Origin of the sequence: Campylobacter sp. RM12637 (assembly GCF_020137645.1) — a bacterium.
Taxonomy (GTDB): Bacteria; Campylobacterota; Campylobacteria; order Campylobacterales; family Campylobacteraceae; genus Campylobacter_E.
Genome location: NZ_JACGAV010000013.1, coordinates 1 through 16,088, shown reverse-complemented (window position 1 = coordinate 16,088; position 16,088 = coordinate 1). Strand labels below are relative to the sequence as shown.

Annotated in this window: 15 protein-coding genes; 10 read left to right on the top strand and 5 right to left on the bottom strand. The window is 26.2% G+C overall.

What is annotated here, in order from left to right:
• Positions 1–261: 261 nt before the first annotated feature.
• The 5 genes from AVBRAN12637_RS07085 to AVBRAN12637_RS07065 form a co-directional block, all read right to left on the bottom strand.
• Positions 262–1,401, bottom strand: a complete 1,140-nt coding sequence (locus AVBRAN12637_RS07085) for a tetrahydrodipicolinate N-succinyltransferase N-terminal domain-containing protein (protein ID WP_214117213.1) — start codon at positions 1,399–1,401, stop codon at positions 262–264.
• A gap of 9 nt (positions 1,402–1,410) precedes the next feature.
• Complete coding sequence (locus tag AVBRAN12637_RS07080) at positions 1,411–2,577, bottom strand: sulfate adenylyltransferase (protein ID WP_214117211.1); 1,167 nt, start codon at positions 2,575–2,577, stop codon at positions 1,411–1,413.
• Entirely contained in the window at positions 2,558–3,424 is an 867-nt protein-coding gene (locus AVBRAN12637_RS07075; protein ID WP_214117208.1) for a response regulator, read from the bottom strand. The genes AVBRAN12637_RS07080 and AVBRAN12637_RS07075 overlap by 20 nt, the downstream gene beginning before the upstream one ends.
• On the bottom strand, positions 3,405–4,574 hold the full coding sequence (gene ispF, locus AVBRAN12637_RS07070) for a 2-C-methyl-D-erythritol 2,4-cyclodiphosphate synthase (RefSeq protein WP_336615574.1): 1,170 nt from the start codon (positions 4,572–4,574) through the stop codon (positions 3,405–3,407). Before ispF ends, AVBRAN12637_RS07075 begins: the two co-directional genes overlap by 20 nt.
• A 115-nt stretch (positions 4,575–4,689) precedes the next feature.
• Positions 4,690–5,385, bottom strand: coding sequence for a molybdenum-dependent transcriptional regulator (locus AVBRAN12637_RS07065; RefSeq protein ID WP_336608652.1), 696 nt, complete (start codon positions 5,383–5,385; stop codon positions 4,690–4,692).
• Positions 5,386–5,446: 61 nt separating this feature from the next.
• On the opposite strand from AVBRAN12637_RS07065, the gene AVBRAN12637_RS07060 reads away from it, so the two are divergent.
• The 10 genes from AVBRAN12637_RS07060 (at position 5,447) to AVBRAN12637_RS07015 (ending at position 15,907) form a co-directional block, all read left to right on the top strand.
• Positions 5,447–6,112, top strand: coding sequence for an MlaA family lipoprotein (locus tag AVBRAN12637_RS07060; RefSeq protein WP_336614430.1), 666 nt, complete (start codon positions 5,447–5,449; stop codon positions 6,110–6,112).
• Complete coding sequence (locus tag AVBRAN12637_RS07055; protein WP_214117190.1) at positions 6,109–6,651, top strand: MlaC/ttg2D family ABC transporter substrate-binding protein; 543 nt, start codon at positions 6,109–6,111, stop codon at positions 6,649–6,651. The genes AVBRAN12637_RS07060 and AVBRAN12637_RS07055 overlap by 4 nt, the downstream gene beginning before the upstream one ends.
• A 44-nt stretch (positions 6,652–6,695) precedes the next feature.
• Entirely contained in the window at positions 6,696–8,918 is a 2,223-nt protein-coding gene (locus AVBRAN12637_RS07050; RefSeq protein ID WP_336614122.1) for an efflux RND transporter permease subunit, read from the top strand.
• Entirely contained in the window at positions 8,911–11,328 is a 2,418-nt protein-coding gene (locus AVBRAN12637_RS07045) for a hypothetical protein (RefSeq protein WP_214117186.1), read from the top strand. The genes AVBRAN12637_RS07050 and AVBRAN12637_RS07045 overlap by 8 nt, the downstream gene beginning before the upstream one ends.
• On the top strand, positions 11,315–12,565 hold the full coding sequence (locus tag AVBRAN12637_RS07040; protein ID WP_214117184.1) for an adenylosuccinate synthase: 1,251 nt from the start codon (positions 11,315–11,317) through the stop codon (positions 12,563–12,565). The genes AVBRAN12637_RS07045 and AVBRAN12637_RS07040 overlap by 14 nt, the downstream gene beginning before the upstream one ends.
• Entirely contained in the window at positions 12,562–12,981 is a 420-nt protein-coding gene (locus AVBRAN12637_RS07035) for a hypothetical protein (protein WP_336615573.1), read from the top strand. The genes AVBRAN12637_RS07040 and AVBRAN12637_RS07035 overlap by 4 nt, the downstream gene beginning before the upstream one ends.
• Before the next feature lie 521 nt (positions 12,982–13,502).
• Positions 13,503–14,021 carry a phage virion morphogenesis protein gene (locus AVBRAN12637_RS07030; RefSeq protein WP_336615572.1) on the top strand — a complete coding sequence of 173 codons (519 nt, stop codon included), beginning with the start codon at positions 13,503–13,505 and terminating at the stop codon, positions 14,019–14,021.
• 42 nt (positions 14,022–14,063) lie between these two features.
• A complete protein-coding gene (locus AVBRAN12637_RS07025) occupies positions 14,064–14,291 on the top strand; it encodes a hypothetical protein (RefSeq protein WP_336615571.1) in 228 nt (75 codons plus the stop codon).
• Between the two features lie 82 nt (positions 14,292–14,373).
• Positions 14,374–15,000, top strand: coding sequence for a S24 family peptidase (locus tag AVBRAN12637_RS07020; protein ID WP_336615570.1), 627 nt, complete (start codon positions 14,374–14,376; stop codon positions 14,998–15,000).
• 109 nt (positions 15,001–15,109) lie between these two features.
• Entirely contained in the window at positions 15,110–15,907 is a 798-nt protein-coding gene (locus AVBRAN12637_RS07015; RefSeq protein WP_336615569.1) for a DNA adenine methylase, read from the top strand.
• The last annotated feature ends 181 nt before the right edge of the window (positions 15,908–16,088 follow it).

The window sequence follows — 16,088 nt, the reverse complement described above, 5'->3', positions numbered from 1 at the left end:
TAGTATTCAAATTTATGGATTGTATTTGCTTAATTAAAATATTTATAAATTTTTTTATTGCAGAGCAATTGTTGTTGTAAAATAAATTTGTTTTTATATTCTTTTATATTCATAAAATTATATATCAAACTAGAAATAAACTTATAATTCAAAGAATTTGATAAGCATATTCTTATTGATTTATAAGTTTATATTTAATACTAATAAAATACATATTTTAAGTGATATTTAGAAATTACGATTTCTCGTAATTTCTTAGTTTTAATGTAAATCTTTATTTAGTTTAATTGCTTTTTTATTAAAGCCTACTTGAAGTTTTCCATTAGTTGAGTTTAGTCTAAAATGTAGGGCATTTAATCCTGATAATTCTTTAGCTTTATAAACATTTTTATCAAAATTAAAATTAGGATTTGCATTCTTAAGTCCATCACATAATAACAATTCAACCTTGCTTCCACCTAAAATTGCAATACCTGCATCAATTACACAATCATCTCCTAAAACTATTCCTGTAACACTATTTGCTCCTAATAAACATCTTTTACCAACACTAATTGGTGTGCCATCAGTCCCGCTTAATACTCCTAAAATACTTGCACCACCGCCAACATCACTACCTTCGCCTACTATTGCAGAGCTTGAAATTCTACCTTCACACATCACTGAACCTAGAGTTCCTGCGTTAAAATTCACATAACTTGCACCTGGCATAATTGTTGTTCCATTAGCTAAATGTGCTCCTAATCTAACCTTAGAAGTATCTAAAATCCTTGTATTATCAGCTGGGATTATTGTTTGTAAATATCTTGGGAATTTATCTACAAAATCAATTTCAGGATAAGTTTTGCTAAATTTTAATTCGGCTTCAAATTCTCTTAAATATTCTAATTCATAAGGTTTTGAATTGCTCCAAGCAAGATTTTTTAATAGCCCAAAAGCTCCATTTAGATTAATCTCTCTTGGTTTTACGAATTGTCTTGATAATAAATGTAGTTTTAAATAAACACTAGCAATACTTTTAGGTGCTTCATCGCTATTTAGTGCAACTAGAAAAAATCTTTCATTTTTTATATTTTTTAAAGCTGCTTTTAGACTTATTATATTTTCGTGTCTTTTACCATCGTTTTCAAAGCATTCAAAATGTTTTAAGATATTCTTGATTTGCTCTTCTTTAAGCTCGATACAAAACTCACTTTCATTTTTGTAATTATTTAGCGCTAATTCTTTAAAATACACAGCAAAAGTGCCGAAATTTTGCATATAATTTACATTTGCAAAATCAATATAAATTAATTCTTTGCTTTTTTGTCCGAAATACCCAACTCCTAAAGCAAAAGCAAGTGGTTTAAAAAAGTCTTTTTCGCTTTGAACTTTTTCACAAAATTCATTAAAATTATTCATAAAATCTCCTTAAATCATATAACTTGTTTGATATAAAGTAATTAGCTCTTTATAAAGGTCTTCATCACTTCGTTTTTCTATAATACCATTACTTGGAAATAATCCATCATAAATCATTTGAACATTTTTAAATCTATTAGGGTGTAAGTGTGCTAATAGCTTTGCTGATATTTCTTTTCTTACTAAAACGGTTGGCGGGATTAGCCCTGAATGAAGCATTTCTCTAATCATTGATGAACGATATTTTATGTGATGATGAGCTCCGTGTGGGCATGATTTTGTGCTTACCATTACATTGCATTTATTACAAAATACAAATTCAGGTAAAACTATTAGCTCTAAGCCTGTTTTTTTAGATAATTCATCTATGGCTGTATGAGCTAAATTATTATCATAAAACAATCCTAAACCTTGATGATTTTGTCCTATTACTAGCTTATTTGCACCAAATGAACTTGCCAATAAACATTCGTAATTTGGATCAAGGTAAGGGCTAAATAAATCTATGTTTTTTAAATACACAGGGAAAATTCTCTCAAGTGGTAAAAAGTTTTTCGCATAGTATTCAAAGCATTCTTTTTTTGCTTGAAAATTTAAAGAATTTGTATCATATCCTTCAACTACGAAAATTATCACTAAATCAGCCTTATCAATAGTCCATCTTAGCATTCTTTCGTGTGCTCTTGTGATTGGGTCGGCATTTAGGATTAGGGCTGTTATTTTTTTGGCATTATTTTTTTTGATTTTATTATTTAGAGCAGTTTTTACCTTTTTAAATTCATTATTAAAAATCTCAACCTTTCCTGCTATGCAAGGATTTAATTCTTTATCTAATTTGCAAGTATTTGCACTAAATATATTTGTATATGCTTTATCATTATCAAAAGTAGTTGCTTGAGTGATTTTTCCTACTTTTTTATCATTTAATATTAATGTAATTTCATTGTTAAATTGATAGTTTTTAATATTATCATTTAATTCATAATTAGGAGAAAAAGCTAAAGTACAGGCTGATATATTTTTATCAATTGTGGCGGAATTAAATTCTTTAAAAACTTCTTCTTTATTTGGTAAATATCCATTGGTATTAAAAGAATTAATTTCAATTAAACTTAATATACTTAATTCTTTTTCAGTAATTTTTATTTCTTTTATTTTATTTTTTATTGATTCCATATTTTCTCCTTTTTTCCCAAAGTGATTTTCTGCTTAATCCTAATTTTTTACTAAGTTCTGTATCAGAATAGCTTTTTTGCCAATTAATTATCATATTTTTTATGTAATCATCAATTGTTAGAATTTCTCCTAATGCTAGTGTATTTGAATTGTCTTCTAGCTCAATTATATTAAAGCCTTCAATATCGGCATTTCCATTAGTGTGAAATATAAAATTTTGCCCTTTACTAAGCTTGATAATTTGCTCTAATTTAGAGCCTTTTAAAACTTGAAAATTTGTAAAATATCTAATATCTCTATCTCCTACTAATAAATTATTTAGATTAAATGAGCTACTTAAATCAGTAAAATGAATATTTACATTATGAGAAAATACATAATTAAAAACATAGCTATCTGCTAAGATTTGCTTATTTGTTTTTATTAGTGTTGGAAATACTAATCTTTTTGCTGTATGAAATTTTGAATCAATAACTGATTTTATATAGCTACTTAGTGCGGTATTTTGAGCTTTTAGCTTGTTGTAGCCATAAAAATAGTTTATTTTTCTAATAAGCTCTTCTATCATAAAAGGTTTTTGTATGTAATCATACGCTCCAGCTTCAATAGGCATACTAACTGTATCACTACTCACATAAGAAACTAACAATAATATAACGCTATTTTTATGATTTTGAATAACCTTTAAAAAATTATCTATATTAGTAGATAGCAAAATAACATCATAATATTTGTTTTTTATATCTTTAAAATCATTTGCAACTTCACAAATATATCCAGCATCATTTAGCTTTAAAGCCATACTTTGAGCTAAGTAAATCTCATTTTCAACTATTAATATTCTCATACTCGCTCCAATCAAATAATTTCATATTAACAACTACGCTTACGCTTATACCTTCGCATCGCCCAACAAAACCTAGTTTTTCTGTTGTAGTAGCTTTTATATTAATATTGCTTGTTTTTAGGATAGTGATTAAATTTTTTAGCATTTCTTGTTTATATTTTAAGAGTTTTGGTTTTTCAGCACATATTGTAATATCAGCATTAATTAGCTCGTATCCATAAGATTTGCATTTATCATAAGCAAGTTTTAATAGTTGCATAGAATTTGCGTTATGATAATTATCATCATCAGGGCTAAAAGCAGCCCCAATATCTCCTAAGCCACAAGCTCCAAATAAAGCATCAGTAAATGCGTGAGCTAATACATCTCCATCAGAGTGTGCTTTTAGAGCATATTCTTTCCCTAGTCTTACACCTGCTAAGATTAATTCTTCATTTTTATTATCTTCATCTAATTTATGCCCTACATTAGAGTGGCAAAACTCATGAACATCGTATCCATATCCAACAAAAATATCTTTACTTGGCTTTGCTAGATTGAGTAATTTTAATTTTTGCAAGTCATTTTTTGTAGTTATTTTAAAGCTTAATTCATCTCCATTTATAGCTTTTATTGTTCCGTTATTTGCTAATATTGCCGAGCTTTCATCTGTAAAATTTTTTAAATTCGCAGATTTTAAAGCAGAGCTTTTGCTAAGTTGTGGGGTTTGAACCAATCTTAGTTCATTTCTATTTAAATAGCATTGTTTTTCTTCATTATAAATTGTATCAACAATTTTAATAGCTGGAAAAACACAATCATAATTTTTAGCATTTAATATAAGTTCGTTTAATACATTAGGATTGATAAAAGCTCTTGCTACATCAGTAATTAACACATATTGAGAATTTACTTTTTCTAAAGCATTTTCAATACTTTCAAATCTTTCTTTACCGCCTTTAACATAAATATAATTTGGCTCTTTAACTTCATAAAAACAAGGCTCATCACAAACAATTATTATTTTTGAAAACTTATATAATTTCTCAAATTCTTTTGCTAAATATAGCCATAATGGGGATTTATTTATATATAAATTTTGCTTTTTACAAGGTAAATTAAACCTAGTAGAATTACCTGCAGCCAATAAAATAAGCGTTATATCCAACATAATTATCCTTAAAATTATGATTTTGAGTAAGTTTTTAACATAATTTTATTTAAATCTTATCTAAAATGTAACATTTTTATAAATTAAATTAAAAATTGTTACATTCCGTAACAAGTTATAAAGATACTATGATTTTTTTAGCGGGAATTTGAAATTGAATTACATCATTTATTGAGTAATTTTTACATAATTTATTTTTTTTACCAATTGCTTTGATGATTTGATTATTGAAATTTAATGTAAAATAAATTAACTCATCTTTAATATCTATATTTTGAATAATTGCATTAAAGCTATTTTCTTTATTATTTTCTAATTCTATAAAATTAATTTTTGTTATTAATATAACTTCATCAAATAATTTTAGATTTAATTCAGTAAGAGCAGCTACTGAAATATTTGCTTTTATTAAGTCATCACCGCATTTGCAAGTTAGATTTATATAATTTTTCTCATTTTTAATCTCAACTATTTTAGCCTTAATTTTATTTTGAGCTGATAGTTTATAGGTAAAATCATCATTGAGTTTGGCTTTAAATTTGCAAAACTCTTCATATTTTTTTAATATATTTTCACTAAAAGCACTTAATTTACTTCCTTCTTTTCTTGAAGTATTTGAAAATAGATTATACTCACTAGCTTTGCTTATTTCATCAAGACTATCCCAAGCATTTTTATAAGAAATATTCAAATTCTTAGCAGCTTTGCTAATGCTTTTGTCTGTTTTAATTTGTTGTAAAAGCAATATATGTTTTTTTGTAATTTTTACATTATCATTTAAAATAAATTCAATTTCTAGATTAATTTTCATAGTTTGTTCTTAATATTTTTTTGTTATTATTTGCCAAAAATACTAAATATGGAGTAATTTTGTGATAAAAAAATTATTTTTTATCCTTTCTTTGATTACACTAGTAGTTGCGAACGAAATTGATGATTTTGAAGCAGAATTTAATCAAGTAGAAAGAGTAGATAAATTTTATAATTACAATAAAGCTGTTACTAGTTTTAATTATGCAGTTTATAATATGAGTTTAAGACCACTTAGCAATATTTACAATACTATCACTCCTCCAATAGTTAAAAAAGGTGTTAATAATTTTTTCCATAATTTAGGGTCTCCGCTTAGATTTATTACTTTATACTTGAGTGGAGAATTTAAATCAGGAACTGCTGAATTAGGAGCATTTTTAGGTAATACCACATTGGGTTTAGGTGGTATTTTAAGACCTTTTAAATATGAAAAAGAAAGTGATTTTGGCTTGATGCTTGCTAGATGGGGTGTTCCACCAGGAGAGCATATTGTTTTACCATTTTTAGGACCTTCAAATGTAAGAGATGCTTTGGCATTGCCGTTTGATTATGCTTTAAAGCCTAATTTTTATTTAACTAATAATGCTAGTATTAGCGTTTCTACTTTTGGGCTGATTGATAAAACAAGTAGTAATTCTGTTTTAATTAATGAAGCTTATAAAAGTATAAATCCTTATGTAACAATAAGGGATTTTTATGAAAAAAACCGAAAGGAATTAGAATGAAAAAATTATTAATAATAGCTTTAAGCTTAGCAAGTTTATATGCTTACAAAATTGATACTTTTAAAGATGACATTGTTTTAGATGTTGCAAAAATACAAGATATCTTTAAGGGTGATAGCAACGATAAATCACAAGATTTATTTAATTTATTAAAAGATGATTTAGATATTGAATTAATGACGAAATTAGTTCTTTCAAAAAATGCTAATGAGTTAAGCGCTGAAAAATTAGCAGAATTTCAAAGTATTTTTATAGAAAGACTTAAAAAAGATTTTTCATCTAAAATTGATTTGGTTAAAGGCAGCAGCCTTGAATTAACAAGCACTAATATAGATGATAAAAGATGTCAGGCAAATATGAAAGTTGAGTATGAAGAACAAGTTAAAGAAATGATATTTAAGTTTAGAATTATCAATAACGAATGTAAGTTATATGATATTGATATTTTAAATACAAGTTTAATAGCTAGTTATAGAGCTCAGTTTTTAGATATTATAAAACAGAGTGGAATTAATGGCTTATTTGAAAAGCTTAAATGAATAAAATAATTAATTTTCTTCTTGTAAATTCTAAAAAAGTTTTTATGATAACTCTTTTAATTTGTTTAGGGTTATCATATTATTCTACTAAGATAGAAGTCGAAGCAAAATCAACTAGCTTTTTCTTAGAAGATGATAAGGATTTACAACTATTTAATGAAAGTATAAAAACTTTTGGTTCTCAAGATTTTTTAGTATTAGCCTATAAAAGCCAAGGCGATGTCTTTAGTATTGAAAGTATTGAAAAACTTCAAAATATAGAGAAAAAACTATTAAAAATAGATGGTGTTAAATCAGTTCTTAGTATTTTAAATGCTCCATTATTTTTAAGTGATGGAAAAAGTATAAATGAAGGAGCTAATTTATTAAAAGCTAAAGATGAAATAAGTAAAAATAAATTTTATTTAAAGAATTTAATTAGCAAAGATTATTCGGTTGTTGATTTTTTAATATATGCAAATAACCCAGATGATTTGATTGTTACATTAAAGCAATTTGCGCTTGATAATGATTTGATTTTAGGTGGGATGAGCGTTATTGCAAGTGATATGATTACTTATGTTAAATCTGATTTATATGTTTATGGAATAGGGTTGTTTGTATTATTATCAATTGCTATTTTTATATTTTTTAGAAGTTTGTATTTTGTATTTGTTTGTATGTTTATATGCTTAATTTCTCTTTTTAGCACGACGGGAATTTTGGCGATTTTGGGTTATAATATAACCGTTATTTCAAGTAATTATGTAGCATTGGTTTTAATTATTACAATTTCTGTTATAGTGCATTTATTATCTCATTTTTCAGAACTTATAAATTTTAATAAAAATACAGATAGATTAACACAAGTAAGACACACATTATTAGCTAAGGCTAAACCTAGCTTTTATGCTATTTTAACAACCGTAGTTGGGTTTTTAAGTCTTGTTTTTTCAGGAATAAAACCCATTAGTGAATTAGGTGTTATGATGAGCATTGGTATTAGTGTTAGTTTGCTTTTATGTTATTTATATTTGCCTTATTTGTTACTTGCAAAAAAAGATTTTAAAAATGTATATTTTGCTAAAGAGCCTAAGTTTTTATTGTTTTGTGCAAATACTGCAATAAATCATAGAAAAATAGTATATTTTGTAAGCTTGATAATAGTTGTTTTTGCTATTGTTTCAATTCCAAAGCTTAGTGCTGAAAATAGTTTTGTGAATTATTTTAAAGATAGTAGTGATATTAAAAAAGGTTTATTATTAATTGATGAAAAACTAGGTGGAACGCTTCCGTTAGATGTAATTGTTAAATTTAACGATGAAGACGATGAACAAGCTGATGAGTTTGCTGAATTTTTAGATAATAGTGATAAGTACTATTTAACACCATCAAAAGTAGAAATTCTAAAAAAAATTCATAATTTCTTAGAAAATCAAAATTATGTAGGCAGTGTTTTAAGCCTTTATTCGCTTTTAGATTTTGCAAAATCTATGAATAATGGTAAAGATATTGATGGCTTTTTGCTAAATATATTGCAAAATAACCTTGAAGAAAGCACTAAAAAGCAAATTATTTATCCATATTACAACGAAAAATCAAAAGAATTTAGAATAGCAATTAGAATGGTTGATAGTGATAAAACTTTAAAAAGAGCTAAATTTTTAAAAGATTTAAATGATAATTTAAGAGAACTTACAAAAAATGATAATATAAATATTCAAGTAAGTGGAGTTATGGTGCTTTATAACAATATGCTAAGCTCACTTATAAGTTCTCAAGTAGATACTCTTAATTTTGTTATACTTAGCTTATTTGCATTGTTTTTAATAATTTTTAGAAATATAAGATTTAGTATTATTGGAATAATTGCTAATTTAATTCCTATTTCATTATTGTTTGCGATTATTGCTTTTAGCGGGCTAAGCCTTGATTTAATGAGTATTACAATTGCAGCAATTTCTATTGGAATTGGAGTTGATGATATAATACATTATGTGCATAGGTTTAAAGAAGAAATCAAAAAAAGGAATTTAAATGATGCTATTAGGGCAAGTCATCAAAGTATTGGTTCAGCACTTTACTATACAACTTGCACTATTGTTTTAGGATTTTGTCTTATGATGAGCTCTAATTTTACACCTACTATTTATTTTGGATTACTGACTGTTTTAGTTATGATTTTATTATTATGTGGTTCTTTGTTTTTATTACCATCACTTATAATTAGTTTATATTTTAAGGGTTATTTTAAAAACGAATTATCAAAGAAGGATTTAAGTGCTTAAGTTTAATAATATAATTTGGCTTTTAAGAAAAAATTTTTTTATTACTTTTATTTTACTTGTATTAGTATTATTTTTTAGTTTTTATGTAAATTTTACAACAGTCAATGATAAACTAATTAATAATAACAAATTGATTTCTCATAGTATTCAAAATGCTATAAAACAGCATAAAATTAGACTAGATTTATATTCAAAAGCACTTGAGATGAATCCTAGTTTAAAAAATTTAGACTTAAATACATTTTCAGCATTTTATTATCTTAATGAAGATGGAGAAGTTTTAGATAAAATTAGCAGTGATGAAGTTGACCCTTTAAAAAAATTCATAGAAATTAATACTAGGAATTTAACTGGCAAAACTACTTATATTAGCGAATTAATTACTACTAAAGACTTACAAAGTAGCATATATTTTGCAAAAAAATTAGAGAATAATAAAAATACATTTTTGGTTGCAAAGCTTGATTTAAAAGAACTTTTAAAAAGTGTGAATAAATTTAATACTGATTATATATTGGTAGATTCTTTTGGTAATGTTTTGTATTCAAGTAATCAATCAAAATTAGATTTATCTGTCAATGTAAATGAGTTTAGTTACTATTGGTATTTATCTGGAATTTATCAAACAGCAAGTAATTCTGATAATATTATTAAAGAAGTAGAATATAGCGGCTTTAATGTGAGAAGCTTTATATCTGTAAGCGAGTATTTTAATTATTATTTTGTGTTAAGTGCATTTTTGCTAATAATATTAGTTATGTATTTTTGGAACGCTTATCTTGATTCTATGTTGGTTGAAAATGGTTTAGTAAGACAAGTAAGGTATTGCTATGATTTACAAGGTGCTAGCGATATTGATGAGTTTCAAAATTTTGAGCTAATAGAAGGCTCTGATTTAGAAGATTTGCAAAAACAAACGGCATTTTCAGTTCTTGAATATAAAGATATTAAAAAAGAATATAGAGAATTAGAACAAAGACTTAGCTCTATGTTTAGTAAAAGCACAATTCCTATGCTAATGATTGATGCTTTTACGGCTAAGATTTTTAAAGCAAATCAATCAGCACTTGATTTTTATAATCAAAAAATTACAGGTATGTCTAAAATGAATTTGTATATGCTTGGTAAAAAAGAGCAAAGAGATACCATTATAGACCCGATAAATTTTGCAAACAATATGCAAAATTCTATTAAAAATCAAGGATTTTATATACAAACTGAACACTATGTGAATGGAGAAGACTTTAAAGAAGTTAAAATATATCCATTCGTTATGAGATCAGAGAGATTTTGCTACGATATTTTGATGATTTTAGATACTAATATGGTTAGTAAAAGTTATGAAAATATTAAATCTCAATATGAAGCTTTAGAAAAAAGTTTCATTATTACTATGAATTTTACCCTTAAAGGTGGTAAGTTAAAAATAAGAAGTTGTAGTAAAAATATAGATAGAATTTTAGGCTATACAGCTTTAAGTTATGCTTATTTTAAAGAGCTTTTACATAAAAGTAGCTATCCTGCTTATATTGAATTTTTATTAAAATTAAAAAATCTTAAAGATAATAGTTTTACAAATTATTCTAAAGTAATTGAACAAAATTTATATTTAAGACAAAATAATGGTAGATATGCAGAATTTAAAGTTAGCTTTAATATTTCAAGAGATTATAATTATGATAGTAAACAAGCTAGGTTTTTAAACATAACAGCTCATCTTGCTTTATTAAAACAAGATATATTAGAAGATGAAATAAAAGAACCTATATCTTTTAGTGATATTTATAAACAAAGTAATTCTATCATAGGTATATTTGATAAAGAATTTAAATGTATTAGTGCTAATAAAGAACTAAGAAATTTATTAAATACTCAAAATGTACCTAAGATATATTTAAAAGACTTGTTAGCAAAAGAACAAGATAAAATTATTGCAAATATATTAGATGGCAAAACTTGTTCTATTAAGGATATTGTTTATTTAAAAGACTTTAATAACATATTGCATCCTAATAAATTAAGCTATGTTGTAACTAAGAATTCTTTAGGTGAGAATTTATATTGTTTAATTTTTAGACAAGAATACGACCCAGCAGAATTGGATAATTTTGTTGTATTTTGTAAAAATAGAATTGTAAATAATGAGAATTTAGATATTTTGTATTGCGAATATTACTATAAAGTAATTGGCAATAGAATTAACAATAATGAATCTTTTGATAATTTAGATTTTGATAAATTCTTAAATAATATTAGAAATTTTGATTTTACTAATGAAGAATTGGCTATTAAAGCAGATTATATGAGTAGATTAGTATCTTTAGTGAAAGAAAAAAATAGAGATAAAATTATGCAAATGTATGAAAACGGAAATAATATTTTTATAGGAGATATATATGAGCAAAGCTGACATATTAGTAGGTATTCAGTGGGGAGATGAAGGTAAAGGCAAAGTTGTAGATAAATTATGCGCTAACTATGATTTTGTATGTAGGAGTGCAGGAGGACACAACGCAGGTCATACTATTTGGGTTGATGGAGTTCGTTATGCTTTACATTTATTGCCTAGTGGTATTTTACATCATCGTTGTAAAAATGTAATAGGAAATGGGGTTGTATTAAATCCTGAAGTTTTGATTACAGAAATGGCTCAATTTGATAATTTAGAAGGTAGATTATTTATTAGTGATAGAGCTCATCTTAATTTAAGTTATCATGCACAAATTGATATTGCTAAAGAAAAATTTAAAGGTGATAATGCAATAGGAACGACTGGTAAAGGAATAGGACCTTGCTACGCTGATAAGATTTCAAGAAGTGGGCATAGAGTAAGTGAGTTGCTTGAACCTGAAAAACTTTGTAATGCAATTTTGAAAGATTTTGTGATAAATAAACCATATTTTGATACTTTAGGCGTAAATGCACCTGATGCAAATGAGCTGTTGGCTAATCTTAAAAGATATAAAGAAATGTTAGCACCATTTATTTGTGATACTACAAGACTTATATGGAAAGCTTTAGATGAAGATAAAAAAGTCTTATTAGAGGGAGCTCAAGGTAGTTTATTAGATATTGACCACGGAACTTATCCTTATGTAACTAGCTCAACAACTATTGCTGCAGGAGCTTTAAGTGGTTTAGGATTAAGTCCTTATGAAGCAGGCAAATCAATAGGAATAGTAAAAGCTTATACTACAAGAGTTGGACACGGACCTTTCCCTACAGAAGATAAAACAGAGCAGGGCGAAAGAATAGGCGAAATAGGAAAAGAAATAGGTGTTAGCACAGGTAGAAAAAGACGCTGCGGATGGTTTGATGCAGTAGCTGTAAGATATACTGCTAGATTAAATGGGCTTAGTGAACTTGCTTTAATGAAATTAGATGTTTTAGAAAATTTTGATAGCATTAAGATTTGTAAAGCATATGAATATAAGGGCGAAATAATTGATTATGTTCCAGCTGATTTAGAAAATGTAAAACCAATTTATGAAAGTGTTGATGGCTTTGGTAAAATTTATGGAATTAGAAGATATGATGATTTACCTGTAAATGCGAAAAAATATATCTCAAAAATTGAAGAATTAGTTGGTGTAAAAATAAAAATGATTTCTACTTCTCCTGAGCGTGAAGATACAATCATTTTATGAAATTTAAACAAATATTAAGTGTAAAAAAGCAAGCTTTACAAAATGCAGAGCTTGCTTTAAATAAAGCAAAACTTAAAAAAACTGCAATTGAACAAGAATTTGAATTAGTAAAAAAAGAATTAGACACATATCCAGAACCAAAAACTATACTTGAAATAAAATTAGCAAATGAAGCGATTTTTTTTAATTTAAATAAACAAAAAGAATTACTAGAGAAAATTAGTTTATGTGAAAAAGAGATAGTGCATTTTACTCATTTGTATAAAAAAGCTTCGCTAGATTATGAGAAAATAAAATACTTACACGATGAAGAAATTAAAAAAAAGAAAAAAGAATTTGAAAAAAAACAAGCGTTAGAGTTAGATGAGATTGCAACAATGAGATTTTTTGCAGCTAATCAAGATATAAATTTGTAAGGGGTATATGTATATGTTACACACAAAATGTGGCGAATTTTTAAAAAAATAATTGATTATAAAAGTTGCTTAAAGCTTTATATAATAGGGTTTTAAAGAGCTTTTAAAAGCGTAAAAACTAATGCACAAAATCACGCACATGTAACATATATAATTTCTCTCCAACTTCACAAAACGCACAAAATTGAATTTATATTGCAAAGCCCATGAATTGGCATTGTTACGATTTTGAATGTAGTTTAAGTTTTCAAAAATAATATTAAAATAAACTTAAAAAAAATATACTTGGTAAAAACTCATTGCAACTCTAATGCAACGCAGTTTCAAGTTATTTTTTAAATAAAATTAAATTGATAAAATAAACTTAAAATAATCTTAATAATGCGTTTAAGGAAACTTTGCTTATTTTGATAATTTTTATTAATTTAAAAATAAAGCTTAAATTAAACTTATATATTTTTAACAAAAATAATGTAAAAACGATAGTGCTAAAATGTATGATTTTGATTAAAGGAGTTTTGATGAGTGGTAAAATAAAAATGAATGATTTTGATAATTTTAACAAAGAAGTCAATAATATGCTAAGTGATTTAAAAGACCCGCATTTGCGAACAATATTAACAACAAAACTAGCATTAACTTTACAAAATCAAATAGAAGACAGATTTATAGAACAAAATGATTTTGAAGGTAATGCTTGGGTAGATAGAAAAAAAACCAAAATTCCAAAAAATCCACGCAAAAAACCAGTAGAAAATAAAAATTTATTACTTAGAAAAAGTGGGAATTTAGCAGATAATTGGGATAATAAAAGTGATGCGGAAGGCTTTGTAGTGTTTAATAATTCCAAATCATCTGGCGGTTTTCCTTACGGCTTAGTTCATGCTTTTGGTTCTAAACATGTGCCTAAAAGAAGCTTTTTACCGCTAGTAGAAAAAAATGGCTCTTATGATTTTAATGATAAGTATAAAAAATGTGTGATGGATGAAATATATGATTTTTTTGACAAAGAGCTTGATAAGTATAAGGGTAAGAAGTAGATATGATATAATTAGTAAAGTATGTTTTTATAAGGATTAGTGATGTTAGAATTAAAGCCTGAATATAAACTCTTACAAATTGAGATTAAAAAAGCAGTTAGAAAATTTGCTAAAGGTAGCAAAAAAATATTTAGACAAACAAAAGCTAATCTAACTGCATTTATAAACAGACTAAAAAAACCTTATAAATATAATTATTTCACTATCAAAGAATGTCAAAAACTTCAACAAAAATTTAAATCAAATAAAAGATATTTAAAAGCTCTTTAAAAAGCTTTTAAAATAAAAGCTTTTCTTTTATTTTGCAATATTTATGCTTAAATTCTTTATATATAAAATAAAGGATTTAAATATGGAAGAAATCATTGAAAAACTAAAAGATATATTATCAAGCGAAGGTTTAATAAACATAAAAGCAAAAGATATAGCAAATGCTCTTAAAATCCACCCTGACACTTTTAATTCAATGAAGTTTAGAAACGCTATACCTTATAAACAAATTCTTAATTTCTTACACGAACGAAATATCAATATAAATTATTTCTTCTACGGCACATCACCTAAAAATACTTTAGAATGCGAAAGCACATATCGTATCTTAAAGCTATATAAAACAAACGCTTCACTTGGCGGTGGTGGATATAACGAATATTTAGAGAGTGAAGATATTATCATAGATGATAAATTACTAAGCCGTTTTAAAGCTAAAAAATGCGATTTGATTACATGCTATGGTGACAGCATGGAGCCACTTATTCAAAACAACTCTATATTATTATGCGATAAACAAAAAGCCTATAAAAACTCAAATATTTATGCTGTAAATACCGCCGATGGTCTTTTTGTAAAGCAAGTTTTTATGAAAGACAATGGCTGTATCTTACGCTCCATAAACACAGCTTATAATGATGTATTTTATTCGCATGGAGAGTATATGATAATAGGCGAAATCATTGCAGAAATTAGAAGTTTAAGATAAAATATTATAATATAGTGAGGATTAAACCTCACTCTTAAAAACTAGCAAGGGCATTCTAACCTAACTTTTAAAAACTAGCGAAAAAAATTTTATTTTAAAAGGAGATAGCATGAGTAAATGCTTAAATTCCTTAAAAACTAGCACTTTAAAAGCACCTTTTGCATGGATTGGTGGCAAGAGCAAACTTGCTAAAGAGATTATTGCTTTAATGCCAGAGCATAAAACTTATATAGAAGTTTTTGGTGGGGCATTATCTGTGTTTTATCAAAAACAACCATCAAAGGTTGAAGTGGTAAATGATATAAATGATGATTTGATTAATCTGCATTTGTGTATCAAAAATAGACCACAAAGTCTAATGCTATGTTTATCATCAATGCTAGTGAGTCGTAAGATATTTGAAATGATAAAAAACAAAAATCTAAAGCCTAGAAACGACATAGAAAAAGCAGCCTTTTATTACTATCTAATAAGTAATTCATTTGGTGCAAATACAAGCCAATTTGCAATGAGCAAAACAAGAAAGCCAAAAAGGTTGGTAAAAGACTTTAATGAGTATTCAAAAAGGTTTAAAAATGTAAGCATTGAAAACAAAGACTATGAGTATATTTTAAAGCAATATGATTATAAGGACGCATTATTTTATCTTGACCCTCCGTATGTGGGAACAGAAGACTACTATCAAAATACAGGTGGATTTAACATAAACGAGCATAAGAGACTATGTGAGTTACTAAAGAATATTAAAGGCAAGTTTATACTTTCTTATAATGATTGTTCTTTAATTAGAGAGCTTTATGCAAATTTTAATATAAAGCAAACAAGCGTAAGCTATTCTTTAAATAGTGCAGTTGCTAGAAAAGAAAGTAAAGAGTTGATTATTATGAATTATAAAAATAAAGCATAATAAAATAACCTTTTTATATAAAGCTAATACGCTAAAATAACAAGAACTTTAAAGCAAAGGAGAGCTTATGAAAAAGTTATTGTCATTGTGTGTATTAGCTTTAGTTTGTAGTGCGGTGGGGATTTATGATACTGAGCCCACACTAAGTTACACTCAAGCAAGATTATATGATGAGTGCATT

Excerpts from the sequence above, each read along its gene's own strand:
- AVBRAN12637_RS07065 (WP_336608652.1), bottom strand. The coding sequence starts at position 5,385 with ATGAAAATTAATCTAGAAATTGAATTTATTTTAAATGATAATGTAAAA.
- AVBRAN12637_RS07020 (WP_336615570.1), top strand. The coding sequence starts at position 14,374 with ATGGAAGAAATCATTGAAAAACTAAAAGATATATTATCAAGCGAAGGT.
- AVBRAN12637_RS07050 (WP_336614122.1), top strand. The coding sequence starts at position 6,696 with ATGATAACTCTTTTAATTTGTTTAGGGTTATCATATTATTCTACTAAG.
- AVBRAN12637_RS07015 (WP_336615569.1), top strand. The coding sequence starts at position 15,110 with ATGAGTAAATGCTTAAATTCCTTAAAAACTAGCACTTTAAAAGCACCT.
- AVBRAN12637_RS07075 (WP_214117208.1), bottom strand. The coding sequence starts at position 3,424 with ATGAGAATATTAATAGTTGAAAATGAGATTTACTTAGCTCAAAGTATG.
- AVBRAN12637_RS07035 (WP_336615573.1), top strand. The coding sequence starts at position 12,562 with ATGAAATTTAAACAAATATTAAGTGTAAAAAAGCAAGCTTTACAAAAT.
- AVBRAN12637_RS07030 (WP_336615572.1), top strand. The coding sequence starts at position 13,503 with ATGAGTGGTAAAATAAAAATGAATGATTTTGATAATTTTAACAAAGAA.
- AVBRAN12637_RS07025 (WP_336615571.1), top strand. The coding sequence starts at position 14,064 with ATGTTAGAATTAAAGCCTGAATATAAACTCTTACAAATTGAGATTAAA.
- AVBRAN12637_RS07055 (WP_214117190.1), top strand. The coding sequence starts at position 6,109 with ATGAAAAAATTATTAATAATAGCTTTAAGCTTAGCAAGTTTATATGCT.
- ispF (WP_336615574.1), bottom strand. The coding sequence starts at position 4,574 with ATGTTGGATATAACGCTTATTTTATTGGCTGCAGGTAATTCTACTAGG.
- AVBRAN12637_RS07080 (WP_214117211.1), bottom strand. The coding sequence starts at position 2,577 with ATGGAATCAATAAAAAATAAAATAAAAGAAATAAAAATTACTGAAAAA.
- AVBRAN12637_RS07085 (WP_214117213.1), bottom strand. The coding sequence starts at position 1,401 with ATGAATAATTTTAATGAATTTTGTGAAAAAGTTCAAAGCGAAAAAGAC.
- AVBRAN12637_RS07040 (WP_214117184.1), top strand. The coding sequence starts at position 11,315 with ATGAGCAAAGCTGACATATTAGTAGGTATTCAGTGGGGAGATGAAGGT.